We start from the raw sequence: 18,097 nt of genomic DNA, 5'->3' as shown, positions 1-18,097 counted from the left end.
GGCTTTCTCCCGCATCAAAAAAAGAGCGTAATCATAACAGAGTTCACCGGTGCAGGACGGCTACATTTTACCGATAAACAGGGAGACCAGACCGGCCGCAATCAACGGTCCGACCGGTACGCCACGAAACAGCGATACGCCAATAATCGTGCCGATCAGCAAGCCGCCCACTACCGTGGGTTGCGTACTCATCAGGGTCACACCGCGCCCGCCAACCCAGGAGACAAAGATGCCAACCGCAATTGCCAGCAGGGATTTCCAGTTCATAAAGGAGTGCATCAGTGTGCTGGCGGGAATGCCACCGCTGGCAATGGGAGCCATCACTCCGATGGTCAGGATGATGATCCCCACCGTCACACCCTGCTTCTCAATCCAGGGGAAAGTGGCGTTGAGCGGGGTCATTCGCACCACAATCAGCACCAGCAGGGCAATGGCTACGGTCAGGTTGTGGCTGAAATAGCTGAGGCCAGCCAGGAAAAGCAAAATAAACAGCGTCAGATCGAACATGGTTTTCCCGCAAAGGTATTGGTAACTTATTGTCCCTACACCTTAAAACGGTTTTTCACTCCGCTCTACTGTTTTTAACACTCTAAATACATTTGCTCAGTAAATCGTCTCAATGGCGGCCTGCAGGCTGACCGACGGTCCGGTCAGTACCGCCAGCGTGCTGGTGATATATTTTTCAGCACCCGCCATCGAGGTCTGTGCCAGCACGATGCAGCCCAGCGAACATTCCGGGCGCTGCTGAATATAGCTGGCAATTTGCTGGTGATAACCTTCAATATCACCAGCGTTAAAAAAGGCCCAGGCGCGGGGGATCAGCTCGACGGAGAGACGGTCGCCAGGGATAAAGGCGGTAAAAAGATGTGTGGTCATTCCCATCGTGGACTCTGCCGTGCAGAGCACCAAAATCGAGCCATGATAGCGGGAAGCCACCTTCGCCAGCGAGGCATCCACTCTCAACACCGGCTTACTGAACTGTTTTGCATCCCATGCCACCGCGCCGAGCGTGGTACAGGTCACAATCACCGCATCAGCGTGCTGGCACATCTCTTCTATGATCTGCCGGGTGGTATCGGCGATGGCAGGTGTGACCTCATTGGCCTCAATGGCACTGGCAAGCAGTTCACTCTCCACGCGGTGCAACAGCTGGATATCTTCATAATCCAGCGTCTGTAGTGCCTCTTCAAACACGTCAATGTTGCTTCTTGCAGCGTGCAAACAGGCTATGATCGCCATACGGGTCTCTCCGGCAGAGTAATCCTGACACTGTGGCAAATTCGCCGGCCTTTGCCAACCAGTCCTGTGAAATAAGGCAAATGTTTCACCGGACAATCACCAAATCAGTGCAACGCCCCGCCCCGATGCAAAACTTCATGAAACTATAGTTTCATTTATTGTGAAAACCCGGTACTGGCGGCATTTCCGATTCATATGAAACTGGTATGGAAATTGCTTCACTGTTGATGAATCCTGAAGGAGAGACAGATGAAAGCAATAGTGATTGGAGCGGGGATCGGCGGCATGTGCACCGCGATTGCCCTGAAACGTTTTGGTATCAACACTACGGTCTGTGAAGCCGTCAAAGAGATCAAACCCGTGGGTGCGGCGATCTCCATCTGGCCTAACGGCGTCAAGTGCCTGAACTTTCTTGGGATGAAAGAGCAGTTGCGCGCGCTCGGCGGCCCGATGCGCTCGATGGCCTATAACGATTTTCTGCATGGCAACACCCTCACCCGCTTCAGCCTTGACCCGCTGGTAGCGGACTCCGGCGAACGACCCTATCCTGTTGCGCGGGCCGAGTTACAGGCGATGCTGCTGGACACTTATGGCCGCGACAAGGTGCAGTTCAGTAAGCGGGTCACCCGCGTGGAGCAGGATGAAAATGGCGTCACCGCCTGGTTTGAGGACGGCAGCGAAACCCATGGCGATCTGCTGATTGCCTGCGACGGCACTCATTCCGTGGTGCGAAAATACGTGCTGGGCAGAACGGTTGAACGTCGTTATGCAGGCTATGTGAACTGGAATGGTCTGGTGGCGATCGACGAAAGCATCGCCCCTGCGCAGCAATGGACCACCTTTGTTGGCGAAGGTAAACGTGTTTCACTGATGCCGGTGGCGAACGATCGCTTCTATTTCTTCTTTGATGTACCGCTACCCGCAGGTCTGGCAGAAGACCGCAGCAGCCTGCGCAACGATCTGAAACGCTACTTCAGCGACTGGGCAGAGCCGGTGCAGAAGCTGATTGACCAGATCAACCCGGAAACCACCAACCGTGTGGAAATCCATGATATCGATCCTTTCGCGCAGCTGGTTAAAGGTCGTGTTGCCCTGCTGGGTGATGCCGCTCACAGCACCACGCCGGATATCGGCCAGGGCGGCTGTGCCGCAATGGAAGATGCCGTGGTGTTGGCTAACGTACTGCAGACCAATTCGCTGGGGATTGAAGATGCCCTGCTGCGTTATCAGCATAAGCGCGCCGACCGGGTGAAAGATCTGGTGCTGAAGGCGAGAAAACGCTGTGATGTGACGCACGGCAAAGAGATGGCGGTGACCCAGCAGTGGTATGAAGATCTGAAAAGCGAAACCGGCGAACGCATTATCAATGGTATGTGCGACACCATCCAGGGCGGCCCGCTGGCCTGAAAAACGGGGACGTCAGTCCCCTGTTATTCTCAGCAACCAAACGCACCATCAATGGTATGCATCGCTCCCGTCACGAAACCGGCTTCCGGACCCGCCAGCCAGGCAACCATCCCGGCCACTTCTTCAGGGCGCCCATGACGTTTCAGTGCCATAAAGCTGTGCATCAACTCTTTCATTGGCCCTTCAGCCGGATTCGCATCTGTATCGATCGGCCCGGGTTGTACCACATTGATAGTGATGCCACGAGGACCGAAATCACGTGCCAGTCCTCTCGCCATTCCCTGCAGGGCTGATTTACTCATGGCGTAAGAGGCCATGCCGGGAACCGGCATCCGGTCACCATTAACGGAACCGATGATGATGATCCGTCCGCCCTCAGACATCTGCCGGGCCGCCTCTACGGACGCATAATAGGGCGCGTGGATATTGATGCGAAAAAGACGGTCGACTTCGTCAACATCCTGTTCCAGCGCATCGCCGAACAAGACGATCCCGGCATTAACCACTAACACGTCCAGTGGGCCGCTATCCCTGACCCGCGCTATAACCGACTCCCGGTCTGAACTGTCGGTCTGGACCGCCACGCTGCCCGTGTCATCTGCCACTTTTCCGGCAGCCTCTGGCGAGCCGGAATAAGTGAACGTCACTGCCGCACCTTCTGACGCAAAGCGCTGAACGATGGCTGCACCAATCCCCCGGCTGCCGCCAAGCACCAACACAGACTTACCTTTAAATACAGACATAGAAACACTCCTGAGTAATTTTGTAGTAACCTATATAAAATGTCTCAGAAGACGCTGTCAATTGGTTTTGTAATAATGACTACAAAAAGCTTACGTTCTCCTGGCCGTCCCCGTCGTTTCGATCCGGAACAGGCTGTAGCAACAGCTCAACGTTTATTTCATGCGCACGGCTACGATGCTGTTAACGTCGCGCATGTTACTGAAGCGCTCAGCATTAATCCTCCCAGTTTCTATGCTGCTTTTGGCAGTAAGGGCGGGCTCTATTCACGGGTTCTTGATCGTTATGCCTGTACCGATGCGATTCCCCTCGAAGATCTCCTTCTGAGTGACCGGCCAGTGGCTGAATGCCTTGTCTCCGTGCTGGAGGACGCAGCCCGACGCTATGCATCCGATCCCGGCGTAGCGGGCTGTCTGGTGCTGGAGGGGATCCGGAGTATTGACCCTGAGGCAAGAAAGGCGGCCAGCGCGTTTCATTCTGCTGCTGAAGGCAGGCTCCGCGACTACATTGCCGCACGTCACCCCGAATGTGCGGAGCGGCTGACCGACTTCATCAGCACCACGCTGTCTGGCCTCTCGGCCAAAGCGCGTTACGGTTGCAGCCAGGGTCGCCTGTTGGCAACCGCGCGGCTGGCAGGCCTGGTTGTGGTGCATGAGATTTCTGGTAAGTGAGCCATTCCATACAGGGATCGCAGCAGCAATGGAATGGCCTGCACCTGAAAAATTATGCCTCTTTCAGGCCCCGGTTTATCAGCATAGGTTCGATCTCCGGATCGTGACCACGCCAGTCTGAATAGAGTTTTTTCAGGTCCTCGCTGTTGCCGCGTGACAGGATTTTCTCACGATAGATCTGGCCGTTTTCTCGCGTCAGGCCGCCCCGCTCCCGGAACCATTCGAAGCCGTCATCGGCCAGCATCTGCGTCCACAGGTAGGCGTAATAACCCGCAGCGTAGCCACCTCCCCAGATATGATTGAAATAGCTGGAACGATAACGCGGCGGTACGGCTGCCAGATCCACCCGATCGGCCTGCAGGGCGCTCTTCTCGAAGCTGTCGACATCCTGCTCTGGCTCGCCCGCTGACAGGCTGTGCCAGTGCATATCCAGTAGTGCTGCGGCCAGCAGCTCAGTCATGTCATAGCCCTTGTTGAATTTACTGGCTTTGATGATTTTCTCATGCAGAGCGGCAGGCATTGCCTCACCAGTCTGATAATGGCGGGCGAAGTTTTTAAACACCTGCTCATCGCTCGCCCAATGCTCATTGCACTGTGAAGGAAACTCGACAAAGTCTCTCGGCGTGGCCGTGCCCGACAGGCCCGGATAGCGCTGCTCCGCAAACAGACCGTGCAGCGTGTGGCCAAATTCGTGGAACATAGTGATGACATCATCCCAGGAGATCAGCGCGGGCTGGCCGGCAACCGGTTTGCTATAGTTGCAGACGTTGTAAATGACCGGCACCGATTTCAGCAGGGTCGATTGTTCAACAAAGTTACCCATCCACGCGCCGCCGCTTTTGTTGTCCCGCTTAAAGAAGTCGGTATAGAACAGCGCCATCGGCTCGCCGTTGCTGTCAACAATCTCATAAACCTTCACATCCGGATGATAGACAGGGATTTCGGATCGGGGCTTAAAGGTGATGCCAAAGAGCTGGGTGGCGGCGTAGAACACCCCGTTTTCCAGCACGCTGGTGATTTCGAAATAAGGTTTAATCTGGCTGTCATCGAGATCGTATTTCGCCTTGCGTACCTGTTCGGCATAGAACTGCCAGTCCCAGGGCGCGAGACTGAAACCGCCCTTTTGCTGGTCGATGACCTGTTGGATATCAGCAGCTTCCCGCCTGGCACGGGAAGTGGCTGCAGGAACGATTTCCCGCATAAAATCCAGCGCGGCCTGCGGCGTTTTCGCCATCTGGTTTTGCAGATTCCACTGCGCATAATTTTCGAAACCCAGTAGCTGCGCTTGGCGGGCACGCACGCTTGCCAGCCGGGCAATCAGGCTGCGGGTGTCGCTGTCATCGTTTTTCTCTGCCCGGTTCCAGCCAAGACTGAACAGGGCCTCACGTGTTTGTCGATCGCTAAGATCCTGCAGCGCGGGTTGTTGGGTCGTGTTTTGTAACGCCAGCAGCCATTTACCCTGCAGTCCCTTTTCACTGGCGGCCTGTGCGGCAGCGCTCAGTTCAGCTTCACTCAATCCGGCAAGCTGTACAGGATTTTCCACGCTTAACCCGCCGGATTTCGTCGCGGCCAGCAGCCGGTTGGTGAACTGGGTACTCAGGCTGGCAGCCTGTTGGTTAAGGACTTTCAGCCGGGCTTTCTGATCCTCATCCAGACTCGCTCCGGCCAGCTGGAAAGTCTGCCAGGTCACCTCGACCAGCCGCCGAGATTCCGCATCCAGCTTCAAGTTCTCGCGCTGTTGCCAGACAGCGTTCAGTCGCGCAAACAGCTTTGCATCCAGTTTGATGTCATCTTCCAGTGCGGTCAGCTTTGGCGACATCTCTTCATCCAGTGCCTGCAGAGTATCGCTGGTGTTGGCGGCGGTCATGGCACCAAATACCGCCACGACGCGTTTCAGCATCTGGCCGCACAACTCCAGAGCCTGATAAGTATTTTCGAAAGTCGGCGCATCAGGGTTATCGGCAATGCGTTGCACTTCTGCACGCTTTTGCTGCATACCTTCTTCCAGCGCGGGACGGTAATCGCTCTCGCTGATTTTATTGAACGGCGGCGCCTGGAAAGGCAATGTGCTTTGCTGACTGAACGGATTGACTGGCATGATTTATCTCCTTGTCTGATAAACACTTCAGCACAGGATAAGAAACTGCGCAAGCTGGCCTCAGGCCGCTTTCACCTCAGCCTTCTGCTGCCAGACGCACTGGCCGTTAACCCAGGTGCAGGCGATATTACGGTCGTCGCCCAGCGTCATCAGCACAAACAGTTTTTCCCAGATGTCGCGGCTGTTACCGTGACGCATCTGCTGCAAAGCGGAAACGGCCGGGTCCAGCACTACAAAATCAGCCTCTTTACCCGGCATAAAATTGCCGATGCGATCCTGCAGATCCAGCGCCTGAGCACCGCCAAGCGTGGCATGATAAAACGCTTCGCAGGCTGCCAGTTTATAATGCTGAAGTTGCCCCACCTTGTAGGCCTCACCCAGTGTTTTCAGCATGCTGAAGGTGGTTCCCGCACCGACATCGGTACCAATCCCCAGCTTCACGCCCTTCTCCCAGCAGGTTTTCAGATTGAACAGACCGCTGCCCAGAAACAGGTTCGAGGTCGGACAGAAGGCCGCCGCCGAGTCGGTGTGATGCAGGCAATCCCACTCTTTCTCTTCCAGATGCAGGCAGTGTGCGAAGACACTGCGACGGCCGGTAAGCTGGTACTGGTGATAAACGTCAAGGTACCCATCATGCGCAGGAAAAAGCGCTTTAACCCATTCTATTTCCTGAGGGTTCTCACTCAGATGGGTATGCAGCCAGGTATCGGGATATTCCGCCTTCAACTGGCGCACTTTTTCCAGCAGAGCCGGTGAGGATGTCGGAGCAAAACGCGGGGTCAGTGCATAGCTCAGGCGGCCATGATTGTGCCAGCGCTCAATCAGCTTACGGGTTTGCTGATAGCTCTCTTCCGGCGTCTCGGTCAGATAATCCGGCGCGTTACGATCCATCATCACTTTACCGGCGATCAGACGCATGTTGAGTGCCTCTGCCGCGCTGAACAGCGCATCCACCGACTGAGGGTGAACGGTGCCAAAAACCAGCGCGGTGGTCGTGCCATTGCTCAGCAATTGATGCAGAAAGAAAGCGGACATTTTTGCCGAATGTTCCGGACAGTGATACTGGCTTTCTACTGGGAAAGTGTACTGCTGGAGCCATTCCAGCAGCTGCTCGCCAAAAGCACCGATCATTTCCGTCTGCGGATAATGAATATGCGTGTCAACAAAACCCGGCACGATGAGTTTGCCACGATAGTCGATCACCCTGCTTTCATCTGCCAGCCGCTGGCGGCCCTCTTCCCAGCTCTGTAGCGAGACAATTTCACCGCCGTTAAGCAGGAGCAAACCGTCTTCAATATAGCGGGCATGCTCAGGCAACTGCTGAGGATCGGTTACCGTCACGGTAAGATCAAAAAAGCTGCCACGAACAGCCTGGGTTACTGATACTGACATAGTGATTCCTTGTGAGAGCGTGTACCGCTCTCCGCGTGTTGTTGCAGGTAATGACGTATTTATTAATGTGATAAGCAAAGACTATGCCAGTTGATGAAGATGATAAATTACCATTAAATATCAATGTATTATAAAAAACAGACCACTACACCAGACCACTCTGCACGTAATCGTATGCGCAATCGCTTGCTTTGATATGCAAACGGTTGCTTTGCGAAACATCCTGTTTCACTGCGACTTACGGATGCTTTATTAATACTTTTACGCACCAGCAGAAAGCGGGTTGTTGCCGCTGCGCACCATCAGCGTGCAACATTTCTCATCAATCATCACATTTCCGTTCTTATCACTCCCCGGGGGAAGTGGTATGGTGATGTAAACCCAAAATGTGTTGAGGAACAGTGAGATGATCGTATTTGTTACTGGTGCCACCGCGGGCTTTGGAGAGAGCATTACCCGCCGCTTTATCGCTCAGGGCCATAAAGTGATTGCGACCGGTCGTCGTCAGGAACGCCTGCAGGCGCTGAAAGATGAACTCGGTGACAGCCTCTTTACCCTGCAGCTGGATGTCCGCAACCGTGCCGGGATTGAAGAGGCGCTGGCCAGCCTGCCTGCCGACTGGCGCAATATTGACGTACTGGTGAACAATGCCGGGCTTGCGCTGGGAATTGAACCCGCGCACAAAGCCAGCCTGGATGACTGGGAAGCAATGATTGATACCAACAACAAAGGCCTGGTCTATATGACCCGCGCCGTGCTGCCAGCCATGGTGGAACGCAACATCGGGCATATCATTAATCTGGGCTCTATTGCCGGAAGCTGGCCCTATGCAGGTGGCAACGTTTATGGAGCAACCAAAGCCTTTGTACGACAGTTCAGCCTTAACCTGAGAACCGACCTGCACGGCACCGCCCTGCGCGTCACGGATATCGAGCCAGGCCTGGTTGGCGGCACGGAATTCTCAAACGTGCGTTTTAAAGGTGACGATGCCAAAGCCGACAGCGTGTATGAAGGTGCCGAACCCCTGACCGCGGAAGACGTCACGGAAGCGGTTTACTGGGTGGCGACGTTGCCGAAGCACGTCAACATCAATACGCTGGAGATGATGCCGGTAGGCCAGACGCTGGCCGGTCTGAAAGTGCATAAAGCTTAATAGAATTTTGTGGCGGGCTGGTCGTCCGCCACAGTGCTGAACAGTTCCTGTTGCCAGCAACCAGCCCGGTTCAGGCTCGTCCCCATCCCGCCACAATAATCAACATGCCACTGAATGCCACCGCTGCGCCCAGCCAGTCGTAATGACTGAGTTTGACCCCATCAATAAAACGCAACCATAACAACGCGGTCACCACATACACCCCGCCGTAAGCCGCGTAAACCCGCCCACTCGCCGCCGGATGCAATGTCAGCAACCAGACAAACAGCGCCAGACTTGCCGCCGCAGGTAACAGCAGCAGCACCGAAGCCCCTTTTCTCAGCCAGAGCCAGGGGAGAAAGCAGCCAATAATTTCCGCCAGCGCGGTAAGAAAAAACAGCAGCGTTGTTTTTAGTAACATACTAATCTCTCTGAATCTTAAACGATGTCACAGGCTTCAGTACGGACCCGGCGAGGCAGATGATATACTAAACATAGCGATCGTCGCAGCTGCACAATACTGCTGTGAGGGATATACACAAGGAACCGATGATGAAGATGACGATGAAAAAATGGCAAAAACAGCTGAGCACCGCCGCTCTGCCACTGGTGCTCTTTGGCACCCTGTTCAGCATTCAGCCCGGCGCTCAGGCGAAAACGGACACCCTGATCATCCAGGACGGCAGCAGCCCCCTGTCCAACGAACAGGCCCGCCAGCAGAAACAGCAGTGGGATGCCACTCAGCGCCTGCGTAATAAAGAGAATCTCAGAGATGAGAAAAACTTCGATAAAAGCGATCGGGCTATAGATACCCGTGATGCCTGTGACCAGAGTCTGAACGTTAACGCCTACTGGGAACCGAACACCCTGCGTTGTCTGGATCGTCGCACCGGCCGTCCGGTTGCCCCCTGATAATATAATGCTGCTATAGTTATCGCTGGTTTCATGTAAAAGGAAAGGATGATGAAAAGGTTTAAGTGGATGTTAACTGCGCTGATTATTGCCACCCCGCTGGCGGTACAGGCATCATGTGAAACGGTCAAAGCGGACATTAACCATAAAATTATCAATAATGGCGTACCGGCTTCCGGTTTTTCACTGGAAATAGTACCGAATGACCAGGCCGATCAGGCTGGCGGCCAGGTAGTGGGACACTGCGAAAACGACACGCAGAAGATCGTCTATAAACGAAGTGGCAGCGACAGTGATGCATCTGCTCCAGCCACTACCGGAACATCACAGGACGCACCGTCCTCTTAAGACTACTGATGTTGTAAAGCCAGTTGGTTGTATAACTGACTGGCTGTTTTCAGGCGTTGAAGACCCCTTTCCCCGAATCAGCTGTTTCACTCCTGATGGCATACACCGCTCCCTGACCACCGGTTTTCTCGCATAGCTGAAATTTATCGTCCAGACTTAAATCAAAGACGTAGTCTGCGCAGGCATTGTGCTTTACACTGCGCGCTGCAAAAAATTGAGTAGATTAACGATTAAGCGGGCGGAAACGGCGATGAACGGAACGATCACATCCTGGTTTAAAGACAAAGGTTTTGGCTTTATTAAAGATGAAAACGGCGACAACCGTTATTTTCATGTGATTAAAGTCGCCAATCCTGAGCTGATTAAGAAAGATGCTGCGGTGACTTTCGAACCCACCACTAATAACAAAGGCTTGTCCGCATATGCGGTGAAAGTCCTGCCAGAAAGCAAATACATCTATATTGCAGGCGAGCGCCTTAAGCTCACCTCAATCAAGTCTTACCTGGTTTTCAGCGAAGAAGTGCCTGCCGAAACCCGAATTGATAAAGAAAATGCGATACTTTCAGTGGGCGTTCTGATGAACAGTATCAAACCGAAATCAGCTGCTGCACAGCCTGGTGAAATGCGATCGCTGAAAAAACTGGCGATCACCACCTTCCAGGGAACGACGTTAATTTTCTCGGAAGATGAGATAGATGTGGAGAGCACGGTGAAACTGCTCAAGGTCTGAATCCATCCCGCCGAAACCTTGCATCTTCCCAGGATTTCGGCATCGCCTACTGACCTTTAAAAAACACTAATCTGGCCTGCGTGCCGGGATCAACCGTGCAATAACCAGGCTGCCCAGCGCAATCACCACCGATACGGCAAAAACCCAGTGCAGTGAAGTAGCAATTTCACCGATCATCTGCCGCAGGTTGCCGGGTGCCAGCGCGTCACGCTGGGCCTGTGACATAATTTGCTGCACCGGATCGCTGTGTTCAGGTAAACGCAATAACAGGTTATAATTCAGCACCGCCCCCATCACTGCCGTGCCCAGCGCAGAGCCCAGCATGCGGCTGAACATGATTGAGGCGGTACAAATCCCGAGAATTTCAAACTCAGCGTCATTCTGAACTGCAATCAGAAACGTGGTGCTGGTCATCCCCATCCCTGTGCCAATCACAAATGCCGATAAACCGGCGTGCAGGACTGAACTGTCGCTGTGCAGCGTCAGCAGCATTGCCGTGCCGATAATTAACAGAAATGATCCGGTTTGCGCGGTAAAACGGTATGAAGTGCGCTGCATCAGTCGCCCACTCAGCGTACTCGCCAGCGGCCAGCCTATTGACATCATTGCCAGCGCACTACCCGCCTGCAGCGGCGTGCCGCCATTTACTCCCTGGATCCAGGTTGGCAGGAATGCGCTGATCCCCATCATCGCCGCCCCGATAACCAGATTTCCGGCATTGCCTGCGACAATGGTGCGGTTCTGCCACAGAGCCAGCGGAAACAGTGGCTCGCCGGAATGCTTTTCATGACGTAACAAAGCATACCCGGCCAATCCCGCCAACAGCAGCAGCGCCACAACCCAATAGCCCAGCGTTTCAGCCTGCAGCAGCGCCGTCAGCAAGGCGGCCACTGCCAGCATCAGCCAGCCGCTCCCTGCCAGATTGAGTTTTTGCCGCTCCTCGTTACGTGATTCCGGGAACCAGCGGGCCAGCATCAGCATCGAAACAATCCCGATTGGCACGTTAACCCAGAAAATCAGCGCCCAGTTAAAATGCTGCACAATCCACGCGCCGGTCAGCGGACCAATAATCGCCGACACGCCCCATACGCTGGAGAGCCATCCCTGGATGTTAGCCCGCTCTTTAGGCTGATAAACATCCGCGATGATGGTTGCGGTCAGCGGCATAATCGCCCCGGCACCCAGTCCCTGAAAAGCCCGAAATAAGATCAGCCAGCCCATGTGTGAGGCAAAGCCACACAAAACAGACCCGAGTAAAAACAGTGAGGTGCCAATAAAGAAGACCCGCTTTCTGCCCCACAAATCAGCCAGACGGCCATAAATGGGCACGGTCACTGCCTGAGTCAACAGGTAGATGGAGAAAACCCAGCCAAACTGAGAAAACCCGCCAAGTTCCGCAACAATTGTGGGCATCGCCGTGGCGACAATGGTGACCTCAATCGCGGCCATAAACATCGCCAGCATTGAGGCAATCAGGATCCAGTGACGGTGTGCCACCGGTGCATGTGTTGTTTCTGACATAGGTATCCTTTCTTATATGTCCTCTCATTCTGGCCTGGTTTTCACTTCAGAGTTTCCGAATTGTGCGGTGGTGACAATGTGACGTTGTCACCAATATGACGATGAATTTTTTTTATGGACCGCAAACCCAGCGTTTACAAGGGTTCGGGCCAAAAACGCCGAAATTCTATCCTGCTGATTTTCGGCCCGAAACTGGCACTGAGTGACAGATACTGCTATAGCTTTTAAAGCACTTTTTACCGCTTGATAACAAAAAAGCGCCAGAAGAGTTATTTATTGATTTCAGGGAGAGTGGATTTCATGCAAAACACAACGCTTCTGCGGCGCGGCTTACTCGCCGTGCTGTTTATTATCGTGGTGGTCGCCCTGCTGGTTTATGGACTGGGCCTGGACACGATTAAAACCCGACAGGTCGACCTGGTTTATCTGGGACAACAGCATATGAAACTGGTGTTCTGGTCAATGCTATTCGCGCTACTGGTTGGTATCCCCAGCGGCATCCTCCTCAGCCGACCTTTTGCCCGCGGCTGGGCAGAGTATGTCATGCAAATCTTTAACGTCGGAAACACTCTTCCGCCACTGGCCGTTCTGGCTCTGGCGATGGTGATTATCGGGATTGGCGATCGCCCGGCCGTTATTGCCCTGTTCCTCGCCTCACTACTGCCCATTGTACGTAACACCTATTCCGGACTCTGCTCAGTTCCGGCTTCTCTGATTGAAGCCGCCAACGGCATCGGCATGACCAAAGGCCAGCGCCTGCGTCAGGTTGAGCTGCCAAACGCCTGGCCGGTAATGCTTTCCGGGATCCGTGTCGCGACCGCCATCAACGTCGGCACCGCCCCGCTGGCGTTCCTGATTGGCGCCAGCAGCTACGGTGAGCTGATCTTCCCGGGTATTTATCTGAACGACTTCCCGACGCTTATCCTCGGCGCAGCGGCAACAGCCCTGTTTGCGCTGATCCTCGATATGCTGCTGGCTGGCCTGGGCCGCGTGCTCAGCCCACATACCGCCGTATAAAAGAACAATCAGGAGCTGATTATGGCGAAGGCCACCCCTTTGACCCGCTGGGTCCGCAATACCGCGCTGGCACTGAGTGTCATGCTGGCAGGCACTGCCACCGTCTCGGCCGCCGCACCTATTGTGATGGCGACCAAAAGTTTCACCGAGCAGCATATTCTTTCAGCGCTCACCACGCTCTATCTGCGCAAGAAAGGATTCCAGATTGAACCTAAAACCAATATCGCCACCACCATTGGTCGTAATGCGATGATCAACAAGCAGATTGATATGACATGGGAATATACCGGCACTTCGCTGATTATTTTCAACCATATCAACAAGCCGATGTCCCCGCAGGAAGCCTATAACACGGTGAAAACGTTGGATGCAAAACTGGGCCTGGTCTGGCTCAACCCTGCCCCGATGAACAATACCTATGCTTTCGCGATGCAGCGCAAGCGGGCTGATGCTGAGCATATCGATACCATGTCTCAGATGGTGGCAAAAATTGAGGATATTCGCAAAAACGATCCGGACCATAACTGGATGCTGGGTCTGGATCTGGAGTTTGCCGGCCGCTCTGATGGCCTTAAGCCACTGCAGAAAGCTTACAACATGCCGCTGGACCGGCCACAGATCCGCCAGATGGATCCCGGTCTGGTCTATAACGCCGTGCGTGAAGGCTTTGTGGATGCCGGTCTGATTTACACCACCGATGGCCGCGTGAAAGGTTTCGATCTGAAAGTGCTGAAGGATGATAAAGGTTTCTTCCCGAGCTATGCCGTAACGCCAGTTGTCACTAAAGAAACGCTTGACTCCCATCCGGGTCTGGCCGATGCGCTGAACAGCCTGTCGCCGCTGATCACCGATGAAGCAATCACCGAGATGAATAAGCGCGTGGACATTGATCATCAGTCTCCACAGCAGGTGGCGAGCGATTTCCTGAAATCTAAAGGCCTGATCTGAGGAGGATGAATGGACACTATCCATTATATTATTAATAACTGGAGTTATTTAGGCAGCCTCACCCTTCAGCATCTGTGGCTGGTCGGGCTGGCCGTCGGCCTCGCCATCATCATCGGCGTACCGGTTGGCATCATGATTGTGCGTTATAAATGGCTGGCAACCCCGGTACTGGGGCTGGCAACCATCGTCCTGACGATCCCGTCAATCGCCCTTTTCGGCCTGATGATCCCGCTGTTTTCGATGATCGGACAGGGTATTGGCGTGTTACCCGCCGTGACCGCTGTGTTTCTCTATTCACTGCTGCCGATTGTGCGTAATACCCATACCGCGCTGGAGAACCTGCCCGGCGGGCTGCGCGAAGCAGGCCGGGGGATTGGCATGACCTTCTGGCAGCGTCTGCGCTGGGTGGAAATCCCGATGGCGCTGCCGGTCATTTTCGGCGGTATCCGTACCGCTGTGGTAATGAATGTTGGCGTGATGGCGATTGCCGCCGTTATTGGTGCGGGTGGTCTGGGCCTGCTGCTGCTTGACGGCATCAGCGGCAGTGACATCCGTATGTTGATTGCAGGTGCGCTGATGATTTGTCTGCTGGCAATTATTCTCGACTGGCTGCTGCATCGTCTGCAGCTGGCGCTGACTCCTAAGGGGATTCGATAATGATAAAACTGGAAAACCTCACCAAAACCTTTACGCAAAAGAACGGTAATGCGATTAACGCCGTCGATAATGTCAGCCTCAATGTGCCGGAAGGCGAAATGTGCGTGCTGCTTGGCCCTTCCGGCTGCGGCAAATCGACCACGCTGAAAATGATTAACCGCCTGATCCCCTCTTCCAGCGGCAAAATTTTTATCAATGGCGAAGATACCAGCGGACTGGATACGGTCACGCTGCGCCGTAACATTGGTTATGTGATCCAGCAGATTGGTCTGTTCCCGAACATGACCATAGAAGAGAACATCACTGTGGTGCCGAGGATGCTGGGCTGGGACAAAAAACGCTGCCGCGACCGCGCCAGTGAGCTGATGAGCATGGTGGCGCTGGATCCGAAAACGTTCCTGCAGCGCTACCCACGCGAATTGTCCGGCGGGCAGCAACAGCGTATCGGGGTGATCCGTGCTCTGGCCGCAGATCCACCGGTACTGCTGATGGATGAACCGTTCGGCGCAGTCGACCCGATTAACCGTGAGGTGATCCAGAATGAGTTTCTGGACATGCAGCGTCAGCTGAAGAAAACCGTGATGCTGGTCAGCCACGACATTGATGAAGCACTTAAACTTGGTGACCGGATTGCGGTGTTTGGCCAGGGGAAAATCGTGCAGTGCGCCAGCCCGGATGAGTTGCTGGCAACGCCGCGCAATGACTTCGTCGGATCGTTCGTCGGCCAGGACCGCACGCTGAAACGTCTGCTGCTGGTATCTGCTGGCGACGTTACCGATCAGCAACCAACCATTACCGTCAAGCGTACAACCACGCTGACGGAAGCCTTTGGCACCATGGATGACAACGATATGCGTTCAATTACCGTGGTTGACGATGAGGGCAAACCTCTGGGCTTTGTGAAGCGTCGCGAAGCACGTAACGCCAGCGGAAGCTGCGTTGACATGCTGCATACGTTCAAAGTGACAGGCCGTGCGGAAGAGAACCTGCGCGTGGTGCTGTCTAAGCTGTATGAGCACAACACCACATGGATGCCGATTGTCGATGAGGATGGCCGCTACAGCGGTGAGATTTCCCAGGATTACATTGCTGACTATCTCAGCTCCGGCCGTACGCGCCGCGCGCTGAATATGGCCTGATGCTGAGAGTGCGGCAGGGAAGCCGCAAATTCGTCTTACCCCACTCCCCGCATTACCCTCTGCCCACCCCACTCAGGTCCAGATACTTCGCCAGATCGCGCGTTTCCGCCCTTGGCAGATAAGGCAGCTCTCCCATAATCGGTGCCGGAATATTGTTGCTCAGCACCTCGATGATCTCGGCGTAATGTGCCAGCCCCGGATTAATGCGGTTTGCTACCCAGCCCAGCAGAGGCAGCCCGTCATTAATAATGGCCTGCGCGGTCAGCAGCGCGTGGCTGATACAGCCCAGTTTGATGCCCACCACCATCACCACCGGCAGTTTTTCTTCCACTGCCCAGTCCGATAACGGACGCATATCATTCATCAGGCTGCGCCAGCCTCCGGTGCCTTCCACCACCACGTGATCCGCCTGGTCACACAGGTAATGCAGCCCCTGGCTCAGAGCACGGTAGTCAATAAGAGTATCACGGCTGGTGCTGATCTCATCGGCCAGCAAAGTGACCGGATTGATGGCCGCATAAGGTAAGACAAGAGATGAGGAAGATTGCAGGATCAGCGCGTCTTTATTACGCGGGCCGGCTTCAGTTTGCTGGCTACCTTTGGCCACAGGTTTGTACCCTGCCACCCGTTTGTTTCCTGCGGACAGCTTCTGCAGGAGCGCACGGCTGACCACTGTTTTACCTACTTCGGTATCGGTCCCCGTAACAAATAAACGCTTTAACATACCGCTCTCCACAATCTGCTCCGATGAGAAATGATAAATAATAATTAACAATTTCAAAGCAGATATCTTAGGCCATGGCCCGGAAAAGCAGCTTGCGTTAGCGCAATCTTTTTAGCAATAAAGAGATATCGTCAGCCCTGCAGCAATTTCACCAGCAGCGTGCCGTTATAAAGCGCATCTTTCACCAGCGCAGCGCCCGGCATGGTGCCAATGTTATGAAACTGGGTCGGCTCAACGACAATTTCATGGCTGTAAGCGGGAAGAGACTGGCGACGAATGCAGTCGGTAATGGCCGGATGTAAAATCTCCTTCGCCCGGTTCAGTGGCGAACCGATCAGGATTTTTTGAGGATTAAATAAGTTAACCATAATAGCCAGAATCCGGCCGACGCTGTGCCCCACGCCGGTAATAATATCCTTCGCCAGCTGATCGCCAGCCAACGCTGCGTCACAAAGCGATTCAGTGGTAAGAGGCTGATTATGCAACAGCGTGCTGAGCGAGGCCTGCATACGTTGAGCAGCCAGCTCCAGCACGCTCTGACTGCTGGCCACCGTTTCCAGACAGCCATGGTTACCGCAATAGCACTGTTTGCCGTAAGGATCGACCTGGGTATGACCTATCTCGACCAGCGTACTGCTGCCGCTGTGCAGCAGACGTCCGCCAGTAATTACCCCGGCCCCGACATTATGGTCAATCACGACCTGGATCACGTTGCTGGTATCTCGCGAGGCGCCAAACAACGACTCAGCCAGAGTCCAGGCGCAGATATCATGCTGAATATAGACTGGCAGACCAGTCCGTTTTTCCAGCGCCGGCCCGAGTGCCATTTCACTGACGTGATAGAAAGGCATGCGGTGCACAATTCCCTGTGCAGCATCCATTATGCCTGGCAGCGTAATGGCAATGGCGGTCAGCCGCTCCAGTCTTTTCTGGTGGCGGATGAAAAAGCTATCGATTTCACTGATAATCCGGTTCAGCAGCGGCCTGGGATCGTCTACGGGGAGCGGAAGAGTCTCTTCCACGACCATCTGGCTGCTTAAATCTCTCAGTGCCAGAGTGATATCTCCTTTCCCGATGCGGACGGAAAGATAGTGCCAGGCAACGGTATCAAGGATCAGCCCGACGGCCGGACGTCCCCGACTGCCAGCTTCATGAAACTCCGTCTCCTGCACCAGATGAGCTTCCAGCATTTCGCGCACTATCTTGGTAATGCTGGCAGGAGCCAGTTGGGCTTTGCGGGCCAGTTCAATACGCGAAATGGGACCAAACCGATCAATCAGCCTGTACACTGCGCCTGCATTAGTCTGTTTAATCTGGTCGATATGGCCAGGTTGACTGTCCGTTATCACGCCCTGCTCTCACTTATTTTCGCGCTTCTAAATAAACCTTCTGGCCATGGTGAAACACTTACCGGACTGCGT

General features: G+C 54.3%; 19 protein-coding genes. 10 read left to right on the top strand and 9 right to left on the bottom strand.

What is annotated here, in order from left to right; translation table 11 throughout:
• Nucleotides 1–60: 60 nt before the first annotated feature.
• Both GSQ70_RS04155 and GSQ70_RS04150 read right to left on the bottom strand, forming a co-directional pair.
• The gene (locus GSQ70_RS04155) at nucleotides 61–507 is read right to left on the bottom strand and encodes a DUF441 domain-containing protein (RefSeq protein ID WP_158781385.1); all 447 of its coding nucleotides are present in this window, start codon (nucleotides 505–507) and stop codon (nucleotides 61–63) included.
• 96 nt (nucleotides 508–603) lie between these two features.
• Nucleotides 604–1,239, bottom strand: a complete 636-nt coding sequence (locus GSQ70_RS04150) for a hypothetical protein (RefSeq protein WP_158781384.1) — start codon at nucleotides 1,237–1,239, stop codon at nucleotides 604–606.
• 249 nt (nucleotides 1,240–1,488) lie between these two features.
• Here GSQ70_RS04150 and hpxO point away from each other — a divergent pair, with 249 nt between their 5' ends.
• A complete protein-coding gene (gene hpxO / locus GSQ70_RS04145) occupies nucleotides 1,489–2,646 on the top strand; it encodes an FAD-dependent urate hydroxylase HpxO (RefSeq protein WP_158781383.1) in 1,158 nt (385 codons plus the stop codon).
• A 29-nt stretch (nucleotides 2,647–2,675) separates the two neighbouring features.
• Here hpxO and bdcA read toward each other — a convergent pair whose 3' ends face one another.
• Entirely contained in the window at nucleotides 2,676–3,389 is a 714-nt protein-coding gene (bdcA, locus tag GSQ70_RS04140; protein ID WP_158781382.1) for an SDR family oxidoreductase, read from the bottom strand.
• A gap of 75 nt (nucleotides 3,390–3,464) precedes the next feature.
• On the opposite strand from bdcA, the gene GSQ70_RS04135 reads away from it, so the two are divergent.
• Nucleotides 3,465–4,058 (top strand): TetR/AcrR family transcriptional regulator, encoded by a 594-nt coding sequence (locus GSQ70_RS04135; RefSeq protein WP_158781381.1) that lies wholly within the window; start codon nucleotides 3,465–3,467, stop codon nucleotides 4,056–4,058.
• Between the two features lie 52 nt (nucleotides 4,059–4,110).
• On the opposite strand, the gene dcp is transcribed toward GSQ70_RS04135, so the two are convergent.
• Together dcp and guaD are read right to left on the bottom strand one after the other, a co-directional pair.
• Complete coding sequence (gene dcp / locus GSQ70_RS04130; RefSeq protein WP_158781380.1) at nucleotides 4,111–6,156, bottom strand: peptidyl-dipeptidase Dcp; 2,046 nt, start codon at nucleotides 6,154–6,156, stop codon at nucleotides 4,111–4,113.
• Between the two features lie 60 nt (nucleotides 6,157–6,216).
• Nucleotides 6,217–7,548 carry a guanine deaminase gene (gene guaD / locus GSQ70_RS04125; RefSeq protein WP_158781379.1) on the bottom strand — a complete coding sequence of 444 codons (1,332 nt, stop codon included), beginning with the start codon at nucleotides 7,546–7,548 and terminating at the stop codon, nucleotides 6,217–6,219.
• 406 nt (nucleotides 7,549–7,954) lie between these two features.
• On the opposite strand from guaD, the gene ydfG reads away from it, so the two are divergent.
• The gene (ydfG, locus tag GSQ70_RS04120; protein ID WP_158781378.1) at nucleotides 7,955–8,701 is read left to right on the top strand and encodes a bifunctional NADP-dependent 3-hydroxy acid dehydrogenase/3-hydroxypropionate dehydrogenase YdfG; all 747 of its coding nucleotides are present in this window, start codon (nucleotides 7,955–7,957) and stop codon (nucleotides 8,699–8,701) included.
• A gap of 70 nt (nucleotides 8,702–8,771) precedes the next feature.
• Here the strand turns inward: ydfG and GSQ70_RS04115 are convergent, their stop codons facing one another.
• Nucleotides 8,772–9,101 (bottom strand): YnfA family protein, encoded by a 330-nt coding sequence (locus GSQ70_RS04115; RefSeq protein WP_158781377.1) that lies wholly within the window; start codon nucleotides 9,099–9,101, stop codon nucleotides 8,772–8,774.
• A gap of 143 nt (nucleotides 9,102–9,244) precedes the next feature.
• Here GSQ70_RS04115 and GSQ70_RS04110 point away from each other — a divergent pair, with 143 nt between their 5' ends.
• From GSQ70_RS04110 to GSQ70_RS04100, 3 genes are all read left to right on the top strand, one after another.
• Nucleotides 9,245–9,592, top strand: coding sequence for a DUF1283 family protein (locus tag GSQ70_RS04110; protein ID WP_158785203.1), 348 nt, complete (start codon nucleotides 9,245–9,247; stop codon nucleotides 9,590–9,592).
• Nucleotides 9,593–9,640: 48 nt separating this feature from the next.
• Nucleotides 9,641–9,940 carry a DUF1161 domain-containing protein gene (locus GSQ70_RS04105; protein WP_158781376.1) on the top strand — a complete coding sequence of 100 codons (300 nt, stop codon included), beginning with the start codon at nucleotides 9,641–9,643 and terminating at the stop codon, nucleotides 9,938–9,940.
• Nucleotides 9,941–10,190: 250 nt separating this feature from the next.
• Nucleotides 10,191–10,670, top strand: a complete 480-nt coding sequence (locus GSQ70_RS04100; protein ID WP_158781375.1) for a cold-shock protein — start codon at nucleotides 10,191–10,193, stop codon at nucleotides 10,668–10,670.
• A gap of 66 nt (nucleotides 10,671–10,736) precedes the next feature.
• Here GSQ70_RS04100 and GSQ70_RS04095 read toward each other — a convergent pair whose 3' ends face one another.
• A complete protein-coding gene (locus tag GSQ70_RS04095) occupies nucleotides 10,737–12,191 on the bottom strand; it encodes an MDR family MFS transporter (RefSeq protein WP_158781374.1) in 1,455 nt (484 codons plus the stop codon).
• Nucleotides 12,192–12,491: 300 nt separating this feature from the next.
• On the opposite strand from GSQ70_RS04095, the gene osmY reads away from it, so the two are divergent.
• The 4 genes from osmY (at nucleotide 12,492) to osmV (ending at nucleotide 15,952) form a co-directional block, all read left to right on the top strand.
• Nucleotides 12,492–13,208 (top strand): osmoprotectant ABC transporter permease OsmY, encoded by a 717-nt coding sequence (gene osmY, locus GSQ70_RS04090; protein ID WP_158781373.1) that lies wholly within the window; start codon nucleotides 12,492–12,494, stop codon nucleotides 13,206–13,208.
• 81 nt (nucleotides 13,209–13,289) lie between these two features.
• The gene (locus tag GSQ70_RS04085) at nucleotides 13,290–14,156 is read left to right on the top strand and encodes a glycine betaine ABC transporter substrate-binding protein (protein ID WP_199257315.1); all 867 of its coding nucleotides are present in this window, start codon (nucleotides 13,290–13,292) and stop codon (nucleotides 14,154–14,156) included.
• 9 nt (nucleotides 14,157–14,165) lie between these two features.
• Entirely contained in the window at nucleotides 14,166–14,813 is a 648-nt protein-coding gene (osmW, locus tag GSQ70_RS04080; RefSeq protein WP_158781371.1) for an osmoprotectant ABC transporter permease OsmW, read from the top strand.
• On the top strand, nucleotides 14,813–15,952 hold the full coding sequence (gene osmV / locus GSQ70_RS04075) for an osmoprotectant ABC transporter ATP-binding protein OsmV (protein ID WP_158781370.1): 1,140 nt from the start codon (nucleotides 14,813–14,815) through the stop codon (nucleotides 15,950–15,952). The genes osmW and osmV overlap by 1 nt, the downstream gene beginning before the upstream one ends.
• 52 nt (nucleotides 15,953–16,004) lie before the next feature.
• Here the strand turns inward: osmV and bioD are convergent, their stop codons facing one another.
• Nucleotides 16,005–16,676 carry a dethiobiotin synthase gene (gene bioD, locus GSQ70_RS04070; RefSeq protein WP_158781369.1) on the bottom strand — a complete coding sequence of 224 codons (672 nt, stop codon included), beginning with the start codon at nucleotides 16,674–16,676 and terminating at the stop codon, nucleotides 16,005–16,007.
• Nucleotides 16,677–16,807: 131 nt separating this feature from the next.
• Nucleotides 16,808–18,025: an ROK family transcriptional regulator gene (locus GSQ70_RS04065; protein WP_158781368.1), complete on the bottom strand. Its 1,218-nt coding sequence runs from the start codon at nucleotides 18,023–18,025 to the stop codon at nucleotides 16,808–16,810.
• Nucleotides 18,026–18,097 lie beyond the last annotated feature (72 nt).

Origin of the sequence: Pantoea sp. BAV 3049 (genome assembly GCF_009765445.1) — a bacterium.
Lineage (GTDB): Bacteria > Pseudomonadota > Gammaproteobacteria > Enterobacterales > Enterobacteriaceae > Erwinia.
The sequence above is the reverse complement of the archived record's forward strand: the minus strand, read 5'-3'. Positions and strand labels throughout refer to the sequence as shown.

Coding starts and splice junctions, on each gene's coding strand:
- GSQ70_RS04155 (WP_158781385.1), bottom strand. CDS start 507: ATGTTCGATCTGACGCTGTTTATTTTGCTTTTCCTGGCTGGCCTCAGC.
- GSQ70_RS04150 (WP_158781384.1), bottom strand. CDS start 1,239: ATGGCGATCATAGCCTGTTTGCACGCTGCAAGAAGCAACATTGACGTG.
- hpxO (WP_158781383.1), top strand. CDS start 1,489: ATGAAAGCAATAGTGATTGGAGCGGGGATCGGCGGCATGTGCACCGCG.
- bdcA (WP_158781382.1), bottom strand. CDS start 3,389: ATGTCTGTATTTAAAGGTAAGTCTGTGTTGGTGCTTGGCGGCAGCCGG.
- GSQ70_RS04135 (WP_158781381.1), top strand. CDS start 3,465: ATGACTACAAAAAGCTTACGTTCTCCTGGCCGTCCCCGTCGTTTCGAT.
- dcp (WP_158781380.1), bottom strand. CDS start 6,156: ATGCCAGTCAATCCGTTCAGTCAGCAAAGCACATTGCCTTTCCAGGCG.
- guaD (WP_158781379.1), bottom strand. CDS start 7,548: ATGTCAGTATCAGTAACCCAGGCTGTTCGTGGCAGCTTTTTTGATCTT.
- ydfG (WP_158781378.1), top strand. CDS start 7,955: ATGATCGTATTTGTTACTGGTGCCACCGCGGGCTTTGGAGAGAGCATT.
- GSQ70_RS04115 (WP_158781377.1), bottom strand. CDS start 9,101: ATGTTACTAAAAACAACGCTGCTGTTTTTTCTTACCGCGCTGGCGGAA.
- GSQ70_RS04110 (WP_158785203.1), top strand. CDS start 9,245: ATGAAAAAATGGCAAAAACAGCTGAGCACCGCCGCTCTGCCACTGGTG.
- GSQ70_RS04105 (WP_158781376.1), top strand. CDS start 9,641: ATGATGAAAAGGTTTAAGTGGATGTTAACTGCGCTGATTATTGCCACC.
- GSQ70_RS04100 (WP_158781375.1), top strand. CDS start 10,191: ATGAACGGAACGATCACATCCTGGTTTAAAGACAAAGGTTTTGGCTTT.
- GSQ70_RS04095 (WP_158781374.1), bottom strand. CDS start 12,191: ATGTCAGAAACAACACATGCACCGGTGGCACACCGTCACTGGATCCTG.
- osmY (WP_158781373.1), top strand. CDS start 12,492: ATGCAAAACACAACGCTTCTGCGGCGCGGCTTACTCGCCGTGCTGTTT.
- GSQ70_RS04085 (WP_199257315.1), top strand. CDS start 13,290: ATGCTGGCAGGCACTGCCACCGTCTCGGCCGCCGCACCTATTGTGATG.
- osmW (WP_158781371.1), top strand. CDS start 14,166: ATGGACACTATCCATTATATTATTAATAACTGGAGTTATTTAGGCAGC.
- osmV (WP_158781370.1), top strand. CDS start 14,813: ATGATAAAACTGGAAAACCTCACCAAAACCTTTACGCAAAAGAACGGT.
- bioD (WP_158781369.1), bottom strand. CDS start 16,676: ATGTTAAAGCGTTTATTTGTTACGGGGACCGATACCGAAGTAGGTAAA.